The sequence below is a fragment of the Paenibacillus turicensis genome, from assembly GCF_050461185.1.
Classification (GTDB): Bacteria; Bacillota; Bacilli; order Paenibacillales; family Paenibacillaceae; genus Fontibacillus; species Fontibacillus turicensis_A.
Map to the genome: position 1 here is coordinate 251731 of NZ_JBCMOR010000001.1, position 17594 is coordinate 269324.

At 42.0% G+C, this 17594-nt stretch carries 14 protein-coding genes; 13 read left to right on the forward strand and 1 reads right to left on the reverse strand.

Annotation, left to right across the window (positions count from 1 at the left end; genetic code table 11):
* The first annotated feature begins 211 nt into the window (after nucleotides 1–211).
* From ABE099_RS01040 to ABE099_RS01070, 7 genes are all read left to right on the forward strand, one after another.
* Nucleotides 212–1384, forward strand: a complete 1173-nt coding sequence (locus tag ABE099_RS01040) for a DUF4317 domain-containing protein (protein WP_430026720.1) — start codon at nucleotides 212–214, stop codon at nucleotides 1382–1384.
* Between the two features lie 213 nt (nucleotides 1385–1597).
* A complete protein-coding gene (locus ABE099_RS01045; protein WP_430026721.1) occupies nucleotides 1598–3421 on the forward strand; it encodes a sensor histidine kinase in 1824 nt (607 codons plus the stop codon).
* Nucleotides 3422–3438: 17 nt separating this feature from the next.
* Nucleotides 3439–5091, forward strand: a complete 1653-nt coding sequence (locus ABE099_RS01050; RefSeq protein ID WP_430026722.1) for a response regulator transcription factor — start codon at nucleotides 3439–3441, stop codon at nucleotides 5089–5091.
* 183 nt (nucleotides 5092–5274) lie between these two features.
* A complete protein-coding gene (locus ABE099_RS01055; RefSeq protein ID WP_430026723.1) occupies nucleotides 5275–6945 on the forward strand; it encodes an extracellular solute-binding protein in 1671 nt (556 codons plus the stop codon).
* A gap of 100 nt (nucleotides 6946–7045) precedes the next feature.
* A complete protein-coding gene (locus tag ABE099_RS01060) occupies nucleotides 7046–8020 on the forward strand; it encodes an ABC transporter permease (RefSeq protein ID WP_430026724.1) in 975 nt (324 codons plus the stop codon).
* Between the two features lie 15 nt (nucleotides 8021–8035).
* On the forward strand, nucleotides 8036–8935 hold the full coding sequence (locus ABE099_RS01065) for a carbohydrate ABC transporter permease (protein WP_430026725.1): 900 nt from the start codon (nucleotides 8036–8038) through the stop codon (nucleotides 8933–8935).
* Nucleotides 8936–9196: 261 nt separating this feature from the next.
* Complete coding sequence (locus ABE099_RS01070; RefSeq protein WP_430026726.1) at nucleotides 9197–9937, forward strand: YggS family pyridoxal phosphate-dependent enzyme; 741 nt, start codon at nucleotides 9197–9199, stop codon at nucleotides 9935–9937.
* Here ABE099_RS01070 and ABE099_RS01075 read toward each other — a convergent pair.
* Complete coding sequence (locus ABE099_RS01075) at nucleotides 9855–11375, reverse strand: PLP-dependent aminotransferase family protein (RefSeq protein ID WP_430026727.1); 1521 nt, start codon at nucleotides 11373–11375, stop codon at nucleotides 9855–9857. The genes ABE099_RS01070 and ABE099_RS01075 overlap by 83 nt on opposite strands.
* A gap of 92 nt (nucleotides 11376–11467) precedes the next feature.
* Here ABE099_RS01075 and glyA point away from each other — a divergent pair, with 92 nt between their 5' ends.
* From glyA to ABE099_RS01105, 6 genes are all read left to right on the forward strand, one after another.
* Entirely contained in the window at nucleotides 11468–12733 is a 1266-nt protein-coding gene (gene glyA / locus ABE099_RS01080; RefSeq protein ID WP_430026728.1) for a serine hydroxymethyltransferase, read from the forward strand.
* A complete protein-coding gene (gene serC, locus ABE099_RS01085; RefSeq protein WP_430026729.1) occupies nucleotides 12720–13802 on the forward strand; it encodes a 3-phosphoserine/phosphohydroxythreonine transaminase in 1083 nt (360 codons plus the stop codon). Before glyA ends, serC begins: the two co-directional genes overlap by 14 nt.
* Before the next feature lie 118 nt (nucleotides 13803–13920).
* Complete coding sequence (locus ABE099_RS01090) at nucleotides 13921–14157, forward strand: thioredoxin family protein (RefSeq protein ID WP_430026730.1); 237 nt, start codon at nucleotides 13921–13923, stop codon at nucleotides 14155–14157.
* 185 nt (nucleotides 14158–14342) lie between these two features.
* Nucleotides 14343–15620 (forward strand): glutamate-1-semialdehyde 2,1-aminomutase, encoded by a 1278-nt coding sequence (gene hemL, locus ABE099_RS01095; protein WP_430026731.1) that lies wholly within the window; start codon nucleotides 14343–14345, stop codon nucleotides 15618–15620.
* 18 nt (nucleotides 15621–15638) lie between these two features.
* Complete coding sequence (locus ABE099_RS01100; RefSeq protein ID WP_430026732.1) at nucleotides 15639–16868, forward strand: cysteine desulfurase; 1230 nt, start codon at nucleotides 15639–15641, stop codon at nucleotides 16866–16868.
* 7 nt (nucleotides 16869–16875) lie between these two features.
* Nucleotides 16876–17583 (forward strand): type 1 glutamine amidotransferase, encoded by a 708-nt coding sequence (locus ABE099_RS01105; protein ID WP_430026733.1) that lies wholly within the window; start codon nucleotides 16876–16878, stop codon nucleotides 17581–17583.
* Nucleotides 17584–17594 lie beyond the last annotated feature (11 nt).

A 17594-nucleotide genomic window follows, 5' to 3' on the forward strand; every position in this document is an offset into this window, starting at 1 on the left:
ATACTTCCTGTATATTAACTGGTTTATCTCTTGGTTGCTAGGTAAAGTATGATTATATTTAACAATTTTGATTGTTGAAGCCAATCAGATGAATCGATTTTTATCACGTAGTATTATAATGTGAGTTAAACCCAAGACTCCTTCTGGCGAAGAATTTTTATATCGTTTATACTTGTAAAGCCAGTTTAATTGAGGAGTTGTCTAATTAATTATGAATAAAAAAGAAATAGCACATATACGTAAGCAGTTTAAGTTGGATCACGATCTATTGCATATTTACGATATTCTTAACGTTTATATTATGAAGGAAACAAATGAGGTCTATCATTGGGAGCGTCATCCGTTTGAATTGGTAGATCGAGAGAAGCAAGAGCTGTACATGGGTAATTTTAAAAAATTGCTGATGGGTGAGTTGGATCAGAAGTTGTTTGAGTTGAAATTCCAAGAAGTGGCAGAAGACCCAGCCCAGGTATTGCTTCATCAGGCACTGGCAACAGGGGATCCGGAAGAATGGCAGGATTTGATGATGCTACTCGTGGATCGAATGCTGGTAGATGCTAAATTTGAACGGGATATGGTGGTTACGTTCGTACGTGGACAATATTATTTGCCAACCCATGCTAGAAATGAAGCGACGGAAGAGAGCGAGAAAAATGAAGTGTTTGCCCATCCGTTTATTTTGTGCAGCGTGAATTCCACGGAGAAGCAGCGGAAAACGCTCTTGTTTGATTACGTGGAGAGAGAGTTCAAATACAACGTGATTGTAGATCCCATTATCAAATTAAGCACCCCAGAGCAAGGGTTTCTGTACCCTAGCGTGACGGATAACTACTCCGATGTGAATCGTGTTTTATATTGTACAGGAAAATCAAATTTCCCTGACCAACATTTTGTTGAAAATGTATTGAATGGAGAAAGGTCCGTTACTGCACTGGAGGAACGGGCGATCTTTGAAGATATTGTGAAGGAAGTGGCTGGTGAACAGCTCGACTCGGCTACCATTGCCCATGTATACGAGGAGATCAACCGAGTTATCGAAATTAACGAAGAGTCCAAGGAGGAAGAACCTGCGAAGCTGGATTATAGAGATCTGGAACGTGTTTTGACCGCAAGCGGCGTGGAGAACCTGACGACAGAGAAAGTAGAACGTGCTTTCGAAACCATCGTTGACAACAAAAATTATGAGATGAAAGCGGCCAGTGTTTTACCGAAGTTTACGTCTAAATCTATTAAAATTGAAACCAAGGTGGCTACAATTTCAGTTAGCCCGCAAGACCTGAGACATGTGAAACAGGTAAATTATCAAGGTAGACGTTGCATCATGATTGAAGTGGATGAAGATGTCGTGATTGAAGGCTTTACGCTTAATACAGAAACCTTGTGAGCCAATTTCATCAGACATGTGTGTTCATCAAGACAATATATGAGTGTAATTTAAATTGATTAATAAATAGTGAAATTATCTTACAACGAGCAGAGTACTCTAATATTTAGGGTGCTCTTTTTGTGTTGTGACCTAAAAAGTATATTCCATTCCTGTGCTTGCCCGTTATAATGGTGTTAATAGAGGGGACGGGGGAAGGGGATCACAACGAACATGAGATTCAAGTCATTATGTAAGCGTATTCAGGAGGTTCGGCGTATTCATCATTTTCACTTTCAGGATGATTGGAGTTTAAAAACGAAGCTATACTTACTATTTATTTTTTGTGTGTTGATCCCTGTGTTGGCTACAAATGCTGTGTTTTATCAAAGTATTAAAGGGCAGATTGAGGCAAAGGAGCAAAGCCGCATCAATGAAATGCAGCAACGGATTCGCTTTAATCTTCGCAACAGTCTGGACAACAGCTTGTATGTATCTAATTTTTTATACACGGATGCAACGCTAAATCGATTTATGGAGTCTACCTATCGCAATCAGGAGGACTACTATCTTGCCTATTACGATATGCTAAGTGGCAACAATCTAGTTCGCTATTATTATAGCTATCAGCAGGTAAATCAGGTGACGTTTTATGTTGATAATGAAACTTTTGTGAATGGCGGCAACTTCATCAAGCTAAATGATGAAATTAGAAGCAGTGAATGGTATCAAGCGCTGATGAACAGTGACAATCATATGATGATCTATTCGTATTTTGACAAACAGCAAGCAGAGATGTCGCAAAGCCAAGGTGGACGGAAGGTTAGCATCATTCGCAAATTAAACTATTTCGGGAAACAAAAGGTCGAAAAGGTATTAAAAGTCGATCTCGACTACGCCTTTATTAACAAGTCGCTAAAAAATGAAGGCTCGGGCGGGAAAATTTATATCTTTTCAAATGATCGCATTATTTTCTCAAATGATACAAGGATGAACGAGGCAAGAAAGCCATTTAATCTCATGTCCAGCATTGGGATGGATGCAGAGCAATCCATAGAGTCTACTCCTATCGTATCTGAGGACTGGCAAATTATTTTGCGCGGGGAGAAGCTGGATTTCTTGTCCGAAATTATGGACTCCAGATTTAATCTGATGTTACTCATTATTCTTAATCTGCTAGTACCAACCTTGCTCATTTGGCTCATTTCCAGATCACTTGTGCATAGAGTAGACCGAATAGCGAAGCATTTGGATCAAGTGAAGCATGAGAAATTTGAGGTCATCTCAGGGCCGATTGGCAAGGATGAGATTGGCAGTCTGACTCACAGCTATAACATGATGGTGCTCAAAATTAAAAATCTAATCGAGATTGTATTTAAAGGGCAGGTTGAACGACAGGCGCTTGAACTTTCCAAGAAGCAAGCTGAATTAAAGGCGTTACAAAGTCAGGTTAATCCGCACTTTATGTTTAATACGTTAGAAACGATCCGTATGCGGAGTCTGATCAAGGAGGAGCATGAAACCTCCGACATTATTCAGAAGCTGGCGCTACTGATGCGACAGACGATCAATTGGGGCAACGATCTCGTTACGATTCAGGATGAGATTACATTTGTAGAAAGTTATTTAGTGATTCAGCAATATCGCTTTGGTGAGAAGCTACAATTTGTAATTGATGTTGCGGAAGCAGATATTTTGAAAATGAGAATTCCAAAGCTAACCGTATTAACTTTTGTAGAGAACGCCTGTATCCATGGGATTGAAGGCAGTATGAATGATGGTGTGGTCGAAGTTAGTTTTCATAAGCAAAACGACCAATTGCATATCATGATACGAGATACTGGAGTTGGCATGGAGGAAGACAAGCTAGTTTTGCTCCGTAATTTGATGCTTGATCCAAGTCTGGAGCGACTTAGCGAACTCAGTAGTATCGGCTTTATGAATGCGTATATCCGGCTTCGTATGTATTTTGATGACAGTATACAGGTGAACATAACTAGTGAAAAGTACAAAGGAACAACGATTATGATTCAGGTTCCTCTTATACAAGCATCTTAGGGATAAGGAGTAACAATATGGAAATGATCAACGTGTTGATTGTGGATGATGAGCCATTTATTCGCCAAGGACTTGTTTTATTAATCGATTGGAACGCGCTTGGGTTTCAGATTTGTGGTCAAGCTTCTAACGGAATACAGGCACTGGAGTGTATTGAGAAAGTTCAGCCAGATCTCATTATTTCAGATATTAAAATGCCAGAGATGGACGGGTTACAGCTCGCTAAAGTTTTATATGAAAAATATGACGGCGAGATGAAGCTGGTGTTACTTAGCGGTTTTTATGAGTTTAAGTATGCGAAACAAGCGATTAGGTATAAGGTCAACGATTATATTCTTAAGCCGATTGTTAAAGACGAGCTACTTCAAGTGCTGACAACGTTTAAAAAGATTTTCCGAGAGAGAGTGGAAGAGAAGCGACAGCAGGAAAAACAGGAGCAACTCGTAATGGCCCAGCATGTACAATCGCTTCTACTTGGAACGGCAAATCGAGATAACATTGCTAGTGTCCAAAGTCAGTTCGGCCATGCGAACAAGTTCCGATGCATTATGATAGAAACGGAGTCAGGAAGTGAGCAACAGCAAGCGCAGTGGGGTCTACAGGTAGAAGCAATAGTGAATCAAAATGCTAGAGGACATGGTCTTAAATCGTTCACGGGCGAGAAAAATAGGGTGCTCCATATTATAACGGATGTACTGCTGAGGCGTGAGGGGGTATCGCTCCAGCAGTACGTTGCCCAATTGTATACCGAGTTGAATCGGATCGAGGGATCAATGGAATTAAGGGAATCAAGCGAATCAGAGAAATCTAGGGCAGGGTTTGCCATGTATGTGGGCAAGGAGGTTAGTCGACTGGAGGAGCTACACGAATCTTATTATTCTTGTGATAAGATCAAAAGCTTGCGTTTCTTTAGTGCATATGGACCGATCTACTATTTTGAGCAAATGGATACGACCGTTTTTAGTCACCAGCCTTCGGGAAAAGAAAAACAGCTTTTTGATGAGCTCATTAAGGCGATTGAGGAGTATCGGATGGAGGATATTCGCAGTCATGCTCAGGCTATTTTTCAATTTTTTTTAGAGGAACGAATAGAGCCAGGTATTGTGGGGATCCATCTTCATTATTTAGCGTATTCATTAATTGGGCTTGTTAACACAGACGAAACCTACGATGTAAATCCAGATGTAGAATGGATGCAATCCACGTTTCTTCAGGAAAATTATGCGATGTTGTCGATGGAAGAGAACATTGAAAATTTATTTCAGTTTTCGTATAAATGTGCACAAAAGCTGAAGGAGAAGCACAAGTGGAATGCGATGGGGGTGCTTGCCCAAGTTGAGGCTTACATTACTGAGCACTACATGGAAAGTATTAGCTTGAAGCTACTAGGAGAGCAATTTTACATGAACAGTGCGTATTTGGGGCAGATCTTCAAAAAGCATTATGCTAAAAGCTTCAGTGATTATTTGAATGAGATTCGTATTGAGGAAGCCTCTAGGCTACTCCGTAGAACAGATTACAGAGTGTATGAGATTGCCACCATGGTAGGGTATCGGGATTCTGATTATTTTATTAATCGGTTCGAGAAAATCAGGGGAGAGACGCCAGCCCAATATCGAAAAAGGGCACAAGCGCTATATACTTCAGATTCATCATCCTGCACTCCATAAAGGGGAGCAGGATTTTTTATATAACTAGCTCGTGTCTGAAAAGTTATTACTACCTAGAATTATTGGGATTGTGTCTATAATTTGTCCTGTTGAGGAGTGCGCGTAACAATGATAATTTTAAATCAGCTTTAGAAAGCGCTTTCTAAAGAGCTTCTGATCACATACTTGGCTGGAGGGGTCATGATGAAAAAGGATGTCAGAAAAAGATTTAGGCAGTTGATTTTACTGACTTTGATGCTTACGGTTGTGCTTGCTGGATGTTCATCGGGAACAAAGCCAGCGGCTGAGAAAAGTGCTGATGGCAAAGAATTAAAGCAATTTTCCGCATTTTTTGCTGTACCAGGTAAGATTGCACCTGATGATAACCGCGTGATGAAAGCGATCGAGGAAAAAACGGGTGTACGTGTGACAATGGATTGGCTTACGGGGCAAACTGCAAAAGAAAGAATTGGGGTCTTAATTGCAGGTGGTGAATATCCAGACTTCATTGATGGTAGTGATGGCACGCAGCAATTAGTGTCAGCTGGCGCATTAGTGCCACTTGAAGACTATATCGACAAATATCCGAATATTAAAAACTATTTAGGTGAAGATTGGAAAAAAATGAAAAACTCGACCGATGGTCATATTTACTTCATCCCACAATTCGGAAACATTCAGGGTGAATCGATGGAAGTGACGCATGGCGGGGAAGCGTTTTGGATTCAGAAAGCAGTGTTAGAGTGGGACAATTTTCCGACGATCAAAACGTTGGACCAATATTTTGACTTGATTGAACGTTATAAGGAAGCACATCCAACGATGAACGGTCAGCCAACGATTGGCTTTGAGATTATTTCTTACGACTGGCGTTACTTCGCACTGGAGAATCCACCGTTGTTCCTAGCTGGACATCCAAATGAAGGTGCCGCTATCGTTGATAAGGAAACGTTAACTGCGAAAAACTACAATACAATTCCAGAGGCGAAGGCTTATTTTAAAAAGATCAATGAAGTATATAGCAAAGGGCTAGTTGATACGGAGACATTTACAGCGAACTATGATCAGTACATTTCTAAAATTTCAACAGGACGTGTACTAGGCATGGTCGATCAAGGATGGCAGTTCCTCGATGCAGAGGCCTCCCTTGTGAAGCAAAAGCTGTTTGACAAAACGTATGTACCATTGTCCATTACTTTGTCTGAGGATGTGAAGGGGCGTTACCGTCATAAGCCGATCCTGAACGTGAACGGTGGGCTTGCAATTACGAAGAGCTGTAAAGATGTTGAGGGAGCACTCCAATACATTAACGATCTACTTGACCCAGAGATTGAAGTTCTAAGAACATGGGGACAAAAAGATGTAGATTATCAAGTGGATGATAAAGGTATATTCTCTCGTAACGAGGAGCAACGTGCGAATTCGAAAGATCCAGACTGGGTACTTGCGAATACAGGAAGTCCACTTGTCTATTTCCCACACCATGAAGGGATGACAGCAGACGGAAAAAATGCATTAGATCCAAAAGAACAGCCTGAAGAATACCTTGCTACATTAAATGATATTGACAAAAAAGTACTCAAGGCTTACGGCTATACCAAGTTTACTGATTTCCTAGAGCCTCCTACAGATAACGAACCATGGTTCCCGATTTATACGTTCAATTTTGAACCAAATAAACCAGAGACGATTGCTAGACAAAAGATGGACGATGTAAAACGTAAGTGGTTACCTAAAGTCATTATGACGGCACCTGCCCAGTTTGATCAGGCATGGGAAGAATATCAATCCACACTGAAGCAAAGCGTAGATATTAAAGCTTATGAGGATGCGCTTACCGAAGAGGTTCGTAGACGTGTAGATTTATGGGGTTAATCAGCTGAAGGTTAAAGTAAAGGCTATGGGATATCCTATAGCCTTTCTTATTCAATTGATATGACATATAGATAAAACTAGTAATTAAGGAGAGAGAAGCATGGCCAAAAAGGAGTTGCAGCCTGCGGTAAATACCAGCCATATTCCTTCAGGTAAAAGCTGGTTAAGATATAACTTGTTAAGAATGAAAGGTCAGCGTCAATTGTTATGGATGTCGTTTCCGTTCATTATATTTATCGCCATTTTTGCGTATGGGCCTTTATGGGGTTGGCTAATGGCCTTTCAGAATTTTAGACCGGGGATTGGCTTTATGGAGCAGGAGTGGGTAGGGTTAGATCATTTTATGACGTTATTTACTGACCCTACATTTTTACGTGTCATTCGAAACACATTAGCGATGAGTCTAATCAGTTTGTTTTTAGGGTTTGTGGGTTCGATTGGGCTTGCGCTCTTATTAAATGAACTACGTTTCGTATTGTTTAAACGCGTGGTGCAGACCGTTTCCTACCTTCCGCACTTTTTATCGTGGATTATCGTGACAGGGATCGTGGCGAATGTATTGTCAACAGAAACGGGAATTGTAAATATATTACTGATGAAGTTTGGCTTGATTGATGCACCGATCAATTTTTTTGCCGAACCTAAATACTTTTGGGGCATTGTAGGCCTGTCGAGCATGTGGAAAGAGATCGGTTGGGGAACGATTATTTATTTAGCTTCTATGGCGGCGATTAATCCAAGCCTATATGAGGCGGCTTCCATTGACGGTGCGGGTCGTTTCCGTAAAATGTTTAACGTTACGCTTCCAAGCATCAAACCAACGATTATTATCCTACTCATTATCAACGTGGGTAACGTACTGAATGCAGGCTTTGAGATTCAATATTTGCTGGGCAATGGACTTGTGCAGGATGTATCCGAGACGATCGATATTTTTGTTTTGAAATATGGGATAAATCTTGGTAACTACTCACTTGCCACCGCAGCAGGGATTTTCAAAAGTGTAGTCAGTCTGGTGCTCATCTTTATCGCCAACGGGATTGCGAAGTCTCTTGGTGAAGAGCGGTTGATATGATAAGGAGGTTAAGCTGTGAAGCGATTTAGTGGAAAACGAAGTCTAGGAGATACGATTTTTTCGGTCTCTAATGGCATATTGATGTTACTGGTGATGGTGGTTACGTTATATCCATTTTTAAACACGATTGCCGTCTCTTTTAATAATGGTCTTGATACGATTCGTGGGGGAATCTATTTATGGCCAAGAGAATGGACGCTACAAAACTATGTTTCGGTGTTCCAAAATCCGCATTTGACACAAGCGGCATTTATTTCTGTTGCTAGAACCGTAGTGGGGACGGTGGTGCAGCTCTTTTGTACAGCGATGTTGGCTTACGTGCTAAGCCGGAAGGAATATATGTTTAACAAGTTTGCGACAACGATGTTTGTCATTACGATGTATTTTAGCGGTGGCTTAATTCCCGGGTATATGTTGATTAAACAAATGGGACTTTTGAACAGCTTTTGGGTGTACATTATTCCAGGCTTAATTGGTGTGTTTAATATGATTGTTATTCGTACTTACATTCAGGGGTTATCCGAGGGACTGATCGAATCGGCAAAAATGGACGGTGCAGGAGATTTCCGAATTTTTATGCAAATTGTTTTTCCTCTATCGAAGCCCGTGTTAGCAACGGTTGCCCTATTTATTGCAGTAGGTCAGTGGAACTCTTGGTTTGACTCCATGCTCTATACGGCAGGTAACCGCAACTTGACCACCCTACAATATGAGTTGATGAAGCTATTATCCTCAGCAACTTCACAAGGGGGAACGGTCAATGTGGATCAATATAAAAATGTCACGAGTATGGTGACCCCTGTATCGATTCGAGCAGCGATCACCATCGTGACGGCAATGCCAATTATTTTACTCTATCCATTCTTGCAAAAATATTTTGTTACTGGCCTTACTATTGGTGGGGTGAAGGAGTAACGTAAGGAGTAAATTAAAGCATAAGCATTACAGTCAATTCTAAATATGTGAATATTATTTATGTGAATACTAAACGTAGAACGTCTCTTAAATATTGAACCTCTCCTTAGTAGCCAGTAGCTAACTGGATTGGTTGATCTATTTAGAGGCGTTTCTTTTATGAAAAAATATGGACTGCTCCAAGTTATTCATTTTGGATATATAGTAACAAACCATAATTTGATAAGTTAGTAATATTCATATAGAACGGGAGGGAATGTCATGAGCAATTTAGTTGAAGAAAATCTTAACACAGTAAGACAGCAGATGAAGTTAGCTTGTCAGGTATCAGGCCGCAAACCAGAGGAGGTACAGCTACTATTGGCAACTAAAACTGTGCCTCTTGAAAAGCTACAAATGGCGATGCAAGCAGGCGAGGTGTTGTTTGGAGAAAATAAAGCGCAGGAGCTTCGAGATAAGTTTCCACTTATGGAGCAATACAATAAGGTAGAATGGCACTTCATCGGTCATTTACAGACTAATAAGGTCAAGGACGTTATTAAATATGTGACTTTGATCCATTCTGTTGATCGTTTGAAGCTAGGACAAGTGTTACACCAACAGCTCCTGAAGGAAAATCGAACCATGAATATATTAGTACAGGTGAATACGTCGTACGAAGAAAGTAAGTTTGGCATTGCGCCTGAAGCAGCGGTGGAATTAGTAGAGCAATTGTCACAGCTTGAAACCTTAAATATTAAAGGACTAATGACAATCGGTAAATTAGGGGCTACCAATGAGGAAACAAGAGGATGCTTTCGCTTATTAAAATCGATTCAATCTCAAATTAAACAAAAAAACATCCCGCGTGTAGAGATGGATATCCTCTCCATGGGGATGTCAGGTGATTTCATGGTGGCCATTGAGGAAGGCGCAACAATTATTCGTGTCGGGACAAAAGTGTTTGGCGAACGTTATTTGCCTGATAGTTATTATTGGAATGAGAATGTACATCTAAAATAATTTCTGCTAGTGAGGTAATTCCTGCTTCGATGGCGGCTTCATCTACTTTGGCGAAACCAAGCACCCAGCCTTTTCTTGTGCTTTCTAGCCCATATTGGCTAAGTGGATAAATACGGATACCTCTTTCTAACGCTAGCTTTGTTACCCTTCCTTCGTCAAAGGTTGAGTCAGCTTCAAGTAACATATGAAGCCCAGTTTCAGCACCTGTAAGTGTAAAGTGCTCGCTTAAGCCAGTTGAAATGATCGCTTTGGTCATAGCTGCATGTCTGCGGCGGTAAATATTACGTACTTTTCTCATGTGCCGCATGAACAGGCCACGTTCCATAAAATGGGTTAATGTTAGCTGCTCCATAATTGGCAGGTGGCGGTACGTTAATCCCTGAACACGGGCGAGCTGAGAGATCGCTTCTTTGGAGCCAACTAAAGCAGACATGCGAATACCAGGGGCAATCATTTTGGAAAAGCTTAGCATGTACAACGTGTTTTGTGGACGCTGACTAAATAAAGTGGGTAGTGGATCGCCACGATAGCGAAATTCGCTGTCATAATCATCCTCTACCATCCATAAGCCTTTTTCTGCCGCTAAATGTAGAAGCTGTTGCCTACGCGGCTCCGACATAATTACACCAACGGCACATTGATGTGATGGGGTGACGTAGACAAGCTCAGATTGAGGGTCAATGTGGTCCACACACAATCCATGCTCGTCAACAGGAACAGGTACCACGTTCATATTACGGTATTTCATCGCCATCCATGCCGCAGGGAAGCCTGGGTCTTCAACTGAAACGGTCGCTCCTTCATGCAATAAGGCTTGGGCAATGAGATCGAGACTATGCTGTGCGCCTGAGGTTAATAAGATTTGATCTACGTTAACATGAACCCCTCTTTCAAGTGATAAGTAACGAGCGATTTGCTCTCGTAAGGGCAAAAATCCAAATGCATCACCATAAGCCCAGCTATCTATAGTTGAATCTGTGGACGCATGTAAAAAAGAACGTCGCCAATCCTTCAGAAAGTGTTCATCTAAATAGGGCTCGTGGGGGGTAAAGTCAATTTCAATTGTAGCTTGCTCACGAGTATTACTATCACTATCATTGCCAAACCAGTTGCTTAGATGGCTAAGGGCAGAGTCTAATAACGGCAATGGGGGCAAGGTAGGTCCCTTGTGGGATAGCTCTTCAGCTACGTTGGCGTTATACGTCCATTCACTTACTCTTGTTCCACCACGACGAGAGGTTACAGTATAACCTCGACTATATAGCTCCTCATATACCGTTTGAATCGTGGAACGGGAAACACCAATTAGTTGTGCTAGCTCACGTGTGGGGAGAAGCAACTCACCTGGAGGCCATTTTCCAGTCGTAATATTAGAAATCGCTTGATCAAGCAGCTGTTGCCAAATCGGCCGAGGATCATGACGGTTTACTGTAAGCAAGGCATTTCCCTCCAAATCAGTCAATCCATTTCTAAATATATTATCATGCAAAAATGTTGTAATTACAACGCATTAGAGAAAGGAAGATCACTATGAAGAAATTAGCTCAACAGGACAAAATAATATTTAATGCAATTTCACAAGAACTGTCGAGACAGCACAATAAAATAGAGCTGATCGCCTCGGAAAACTTTGTGAGTGAGGCAGTGATGGAAGCAACAGGCTCAGTTTTGACTAACAAGTATGCAGAAGGGTACCCTGGAAGAAGGTATTATGGTGGATGCGAATATGTGGATCAAGCGGAGGAGCTAGCCATTCAACGTGCAAAGGAGCTTTTTGGCGCAGCGCATGTCAATGTACAACCTCATGCTGGGGCGCAGGCGAATATGGCGGTTTATTTCGCTGCTGTTGAAGTGGGCGACACCATTTTAGGCATGAATTTGGCACATGGGGGACATTTGACACACGGAAGTCCGGTTAATTTTTCTGGTAGGCTGTATAACTTTGTGCCTTACGGTGTTGATGAGCAGACAGGGCGGATTGATTTTGATCAGGTACGACAGCTTGCTCATAAGCATCGCCCACGTATGATTGTGGCAGGAGCTAGTGCTTACCCACGTGTGATTGATTTTGAGCTATTTTCTCAAATTGCAGCTGAGGTTGGCGCACTTTTATTTGTAGATATGGCGCATATTGCTGGCATCGTGGCGGCGGGGCTACATCCAAGCCCAATCCCTTTTGCTCACTTTGTTACGACAACGACGCATAAAACCCTGCGTGGGCCAAGAGGAGCAATCATTATGTGCAATAGCGCATGGGGACAAGCCATCGATAAAGCGATTTTTCCTACGATTCAAGGGGGGCCATTTATGCATGCCATTGCCGCCAAAGCCGTTGCTTTTGGAGAAGCGCTTCAGCCTGATTTTAATTTTTATATTCAAAATGTGCTAGACAATGCTAAGGTGCTCGCTGAGAGCTTATTAGATGAGGGATTCACTTTGGTATCAGGAGGAACAGATAATCATATTGTGCTTGTGGACTTGCGTTCTATTGGAGGTACTGGGAAGGAAGCGGAACGTCTATTAGATGAGGTTGGCATTACTGCTAACAAAAATGCGATTCCACATGATACACAAAGTCCATTAATTACAAGTGGCATTCGCTTAGGTACACCTGCAATGACAACGCGTGGCTTAGGTGGGGCAGAAATGAAGGAAATTGCCAAGTTAATAGGGTTAGTTCTTAAAAATCCTGAGAGTAGTGCGATCAAAGAAAAGGTATCAAAAAGCGTGCAAGAAATGACGGCGCAATTCCCTTTATATGAACAATTACGGAGGGATTGTAGTGGGCTATTATAATTTTAATGCGGGTCCGGGGGCATTGCCAGCCGAGGTGTTGCAAGAGGCTCAAGCAGAATTACGTAGCTTTCAAGGTACAGGTACTTCTGTTATGGAAATTTCCCATCGCAGTAAAGCCTATGAAGCCATTCATTATGAGGCACAGCAACTCATTAAAGATTTGATGGGGCTTTCCTCAGAATATGAAGTGTTATTCCTGCACGGTGGGGCAAGTTTGCAATTCTCCATGGTACCTCTCAATTTTTTAACAGAGGGAAAAACTGCAGGTTATGTCCATTGTGGAACATGGTCGGGAAAGGCTTGGAAGGAAGCTAAAAAGCTGGGGAAAACTACGCTATTAGCAAGTGGGGTGGATTCAGGCTTTAAGAAAATGCCTGATTTAAGTCAACTATCTATTCCAGATCATACAGCCTATGTACATGTCATATCTAATGAAACCATTGATGGTATTCAATATCATAGTTTTCCTGATACAGGTGATGTTCCGCTTATCGCGGATATGTCCAGTGATATTTTTTCGCGTCCTGTGGACCCCTCGCCATTTTCTTATATTTATGCAGGTGCACAAAAAAATCTGGGACCCGCAGGGGTGACGATCGCGATTATTCATCGATCTTTATTAGAACTTATTCCTGAAACACTCCCTGATATTTTAAGCTATCGTACCCATGTTAAGCATGGCTCGCTATATAATACGCCACCTGTTTTTTCGGTATATATGGTGAATCTTGTTTTGAAATGGCTTGTGCGGCAAGGTGGAGTAGAAGGCATGGCTGTTCGGAATCAACAAAAAGCGAAATTACTGTATGATGTGCTAGATCATAGTGAGGGGTTTTATGAAGGATTAGCACATAAGGAGAGCAGATCGTTGATGAATGTTACTTTTCGTACCTGTAGCTCTGAACTGGAAAATAAGCTGCTTGGTGAGCTAGAGCAGGAAGGATTTATGGGCTTAAAAGGTCATCGGGATGCTGGGCATCTCCGTGCTTCCATTTATAATGCGGTTCCTTATACACATTGTCAGGCATTAGGTGATTTTTTAATTGATTTTCAGCGGAGAAATGGGTGATAACCATTAGGCTAGCCTATCATAACGATAAGCAATTTCAAATTGATGATCACAATGCTCCTTCCTATAATGAAGTCAAGTAGCAAAGCTACACTAAAAGATGAAGGAGAGATCGTGAATGGCTCAAGCAATTTTTTATCATGCAGGTTGCCCCGTTTGTGTAGAGGCAGAGCAGGTTGTTGTTGATTATCTTGATACAGGAAAAATCAATACGGAGATTGTACATCTTGGTGCGGTTCCTAATCGGATAGAAGAAGCGGAGAAGGCAGGCGTTAAATCCGTTCCAGCACTCGTCATTGATGGTCAAGTATTTCATATCAATTTTGGCGCTAGTCTGCAAGATGTGAAGGGCTAACAATGCTAGACTGCGAAGCAGGTATCAAGAGGGTATCCACAGCGATACCTTCTTTTCATATCAGGCAAATGACTGTTGAATCGTGATATCTCTCCGTATATAAAGAATCAGTGAATAATGAGACGAAATAGCCGAATGGTTGAAATAGATCAGTATTTTGATTTAGACAGGGGAGGAAACAGAGGATGAGTCATAGTTTAGCAGCATACGAGCGTGCCAAAAAGGTAATGCCTGGTGGGGTAAACAGTCCTGTGCGTGCATTTTCAACCGTTGGATTGACACCTGCTTTTGCTACTCGTGGTCAAGGCTCACGTTTGTATGATATGGATGGCAACGAATTTATTGACTATATCGGATCATGGGGACCGTTAATTTTTGGTCATGCTCGTGCGGAGATCGTCAAGGCTATTCAGGAGGTGGCAGCCTTTGGTACTAGTTTTGGGTTATCTACAGAGCTTGAAGTAAAGATGGCTGAACATATTTGTAATAGTATGCCCTCTATCGACATGGTGCGTATGGTGAATTCAGGGACAGAGGCAACGATGAGTGCATTGCGTGTAGCTAGAGGATATACACAAAGACAAAAAATTGTGAAGTTCCAAGGTGGCTATCATGGACATGCAGATGCCTTGTTGACGAAGTCAGGCTCAGGTGTGGCAACACTAGGATTGCCAGATAGTCCAGGTGTACCAGATAGTGTCGCTACGCATACCCTGACAGCCCCCTTTAATAGTATGGACAGTGTGCGTTATTTATTTGAAAAATATGGGGAGCAGATTGCAGCGGTAATAGTAGAGCCAGTAGCAGGAAATATGGGCGCCATTCCACCTGCGCCAGGCTTTCTCGAAGGTTTAAGACATATAACAAAGGAATATGGTAGCTTACTTATTTTTGATGAAGTGATGACTGGATATCGAGTTGGTCCTAGTGGCGCACAAGGAAGGTATGAAATCATGCCTGATCTTACTTGTCTGGGTAAAATTATTGGGGGTGGCTTACCTGTTGGCGCTTATGGGGGAAGAAGAGAAATCATGGAGCAGGTCGCGCCTATTGGTGCAATTTATCAAGCGGGAACGTTGTCAGGCAATCCCATTGCGATGGCGGCAGGATACACCACTTTAAAATTGCTAGAACAGGATGGGATTTATGAGGAACTGGAGCGGAAATCTGCACGGCTAGAGGTTGGCTTTCTGGAGTGCGCTCAGCGTAGAGGAATCCCACTGCAAATCAACAGGGTAGGTTCTATGTTTTCAGCTTTTTTCGCAGAGCACAATGTTATGAACTACGATGCAGTGCAAGGTGCAAATATGCAGCATTTTATTTCCTATTATAAGGAGATGCTGTCACTTGGTATTTTGACTGCACCTACCCCTTACGAGGTTACCTTTATTTCAGTTGCGCACACCGATGAGGATATTGATAAAACGATCAGTGCCCATGATCAAGCATTAGCTAAAATTTAGCAGTAAAGGATGAGGATGTTGGAGCTTTCTTATATCAGAAAATATTTTCCTATACTTCACCAAAATATTAACGGTTATCCGCTTGCTTACCTTGATAGTGCTGCCTCAGCACAAAAGCCAATTCAAGTCATTAATACTTTAAAGGATTATTATGAGCAAGACAACGCGAACGTTCATCGAGGGGTTCATACTTTGGGTGCACGTGCAACAAAAGCATATGAAGAAGCACGCGCCAAGGTTACACATTTTATTCATGCAAAACGAATGGAGGAAGTTATTTTTACTCGTGGAACCACGGCTTCTATTAACCTGGTTGCTAGTAGTTATGGGCGTGCGGTTTGCAACGAGGGCGATGAGATTGTTATCTCGGCTATGGAGCACCACAGTAATCTTCTACTTTGGCAGCAAGTTGCAAAGGCAACAGGAGCAATTCTAAAATATATTCCGCTTCAAGAGGATGGTACATTTTCAATTGAAGATGCTGCTAGTACAATCACGAATCGCACTAAGCTTGTGGCTGTCTCTCATATCTCCAATGTGCTTGGTATCGCTAATCCAGTGAAGGAGATGGCAGCACTAGCGCATAAGCATGGTGCAGTTATGTTAGTAGATGGGGCTCAGAGCATCGCCCATATTAAGGTGGATGTTCAAGAGCTAGATTGCGATTTTTATGTTTTTTCAGGACATAAAATGTGTGGGCCTACTGGAATAGGTGTTTTGTATGGCAAAGGCGAACTGCTTGAAAAGATGGAGCCAGTGGAGTTTGGCGGGGAAATGATCGATGAGATTGGACTGTATGACGCTACTTGGAAGCAGCTCCCTTGGAAGTTTGAAGCGGGGACACCGATCATTGCAGGAGCGATAGGTTTAGGAACGGCAATTGATTTTTTGGAGCAAATTGGACTTGATGTCATTGAGGCACATGATCAATATTTGACACGTTATGCCTTAGAGCAAATGAAGCAACTGGATGGCTTTACTTTATACGGCCCAGATGAGGGGCGTTGTGGGCTTATTACGTTTAATTTAGGCAATATCCATCCACACGATTTAGCTACGATTCTAGATATGCATGGGGTAGCCGTTCGCGCAGGTCATCACTGTTGTCAGCGGTTAATGAAGCATTTTCAGGTAGGAGCTACCGCACGAGCGAGCTTTTATTTGTATAATACGGAGGCGGAGGTGGAGCAGCTTCTTGTTGGATTAAATAAAGCAATACACTATTTTAAAGAAATGGAAGTGAATTAGAGTGAGGGTGCACTATTTACAGCATGTTCCGTTTGAAACACCTGAAAAAATAGCTGATTGGGTACAGGATAATGGATTTACGCTAAGTGGGACTTTGTTATATGAGCAGGAGCACAGTCAATTTCCGCTTCAATCAGACTTTGATCTGCTAATTGTGTTAGGAGGACCGATGAGCGTACATGATGAAGTAGATTTTCCGTGGCTCATTCAGGAAAAGGAATTTATTAATGAGACCATTGCGCATAAAAAATTGGTGCTTGGCATTTGCCTAGGTGCACAATTAATTGCACAGGTGATCGGGGGGCGGGTCTACAAAAATCCGCATAGGGAGATAGGTTGGTTTCCTGTAAAAATGACGGCGGAGGGAAAAGCTACAAAGCTTTTACAGCACCTACCACACGAATTTATTCCTTTTCATTGGCATGGGGAAACGTTCCAATTACCTGCTGGTGTAAAAAGTGCTGCACTTAGTCTTAGTTGCGCCAACCAAGCGTTTGAATATCAGGGGCATGTTGTTGGACTCCAATTTCATTTAGAGAGCAGTAATGACAGTATTGAAAGGCTGATTAGCCATTGTGGGGATGAGATGACAGCAGGGGCATATACTCAGCAGGCGACTCAAATGTTGGATCAGAGGGCATTACTTCGTCAATCGAATGCTATTTTAGTGAAGCTACTTGACGCAATGGAGGAAAGCTATCGGCTATCAAAGTAAAAATAGCAATA

Coding starts and splice junctions, on each gene's coding strand:
- ABE099_RS01040 (WP_430026720.1), top strand. CDS start 212: ATGAATAAAAAAGAAATAGCACATATACGTAAGCAGTTTAAGTTGGAT.
- ABE099_RS01045 (WP_430026721.1), top strand. CDS start 1,598: ATGAGATTCAAGTCATTATGTAAGCGTATTCAGGAGGTTCGGCGTATT.
- ABE099_RS01050 (WP_430026722.1), top strand. CDS start 3,439: ATGGAAATGATCAACGTGTTGATTGTGGATGATGAGCCATTTATTCGC.
- ABE099_RS01055 (WP_430026723.1), top strand. CDS start 5,275: ATGAAAAAGGATGTCAGAAAAAGATTTAGGCAGTTGATTTTACTGACT.
- ABE099_RS01060 (WP_430026724.1), top strand. CDS start 7,046: ATGGCCAAAAAGGAGTTGCAGCCTGCGGTAAATACCAGCCATATTCCT.
- ABE099_RS01070 (WP_430026726.1), top strand. CDS start 9,197: ATGAGCAATTTAGTTGAAGAAAATCTTAACACAGTAAGACAGCAGATG.
- glyA (WP_430026728.1), top strand. CDS start 11,468: ATGAAGAAATTAGCTCAACAGGACAAAATAATATTTAATGCAATTTCA.
- ABE099_RS01090 (WP_430026730.1), top strand. CDS start 13,921: ATGGCTCAAGCAATTTTTTATCATGCAGGTTGCCCCGTTTGTGTAGAG.
- hemL (WP_430026731.1), top strand. CDS start 14,343: ATGAGTCATAGTTTAGCAGCATACGAGCGTGCCAAAAAGGTAATGCCT.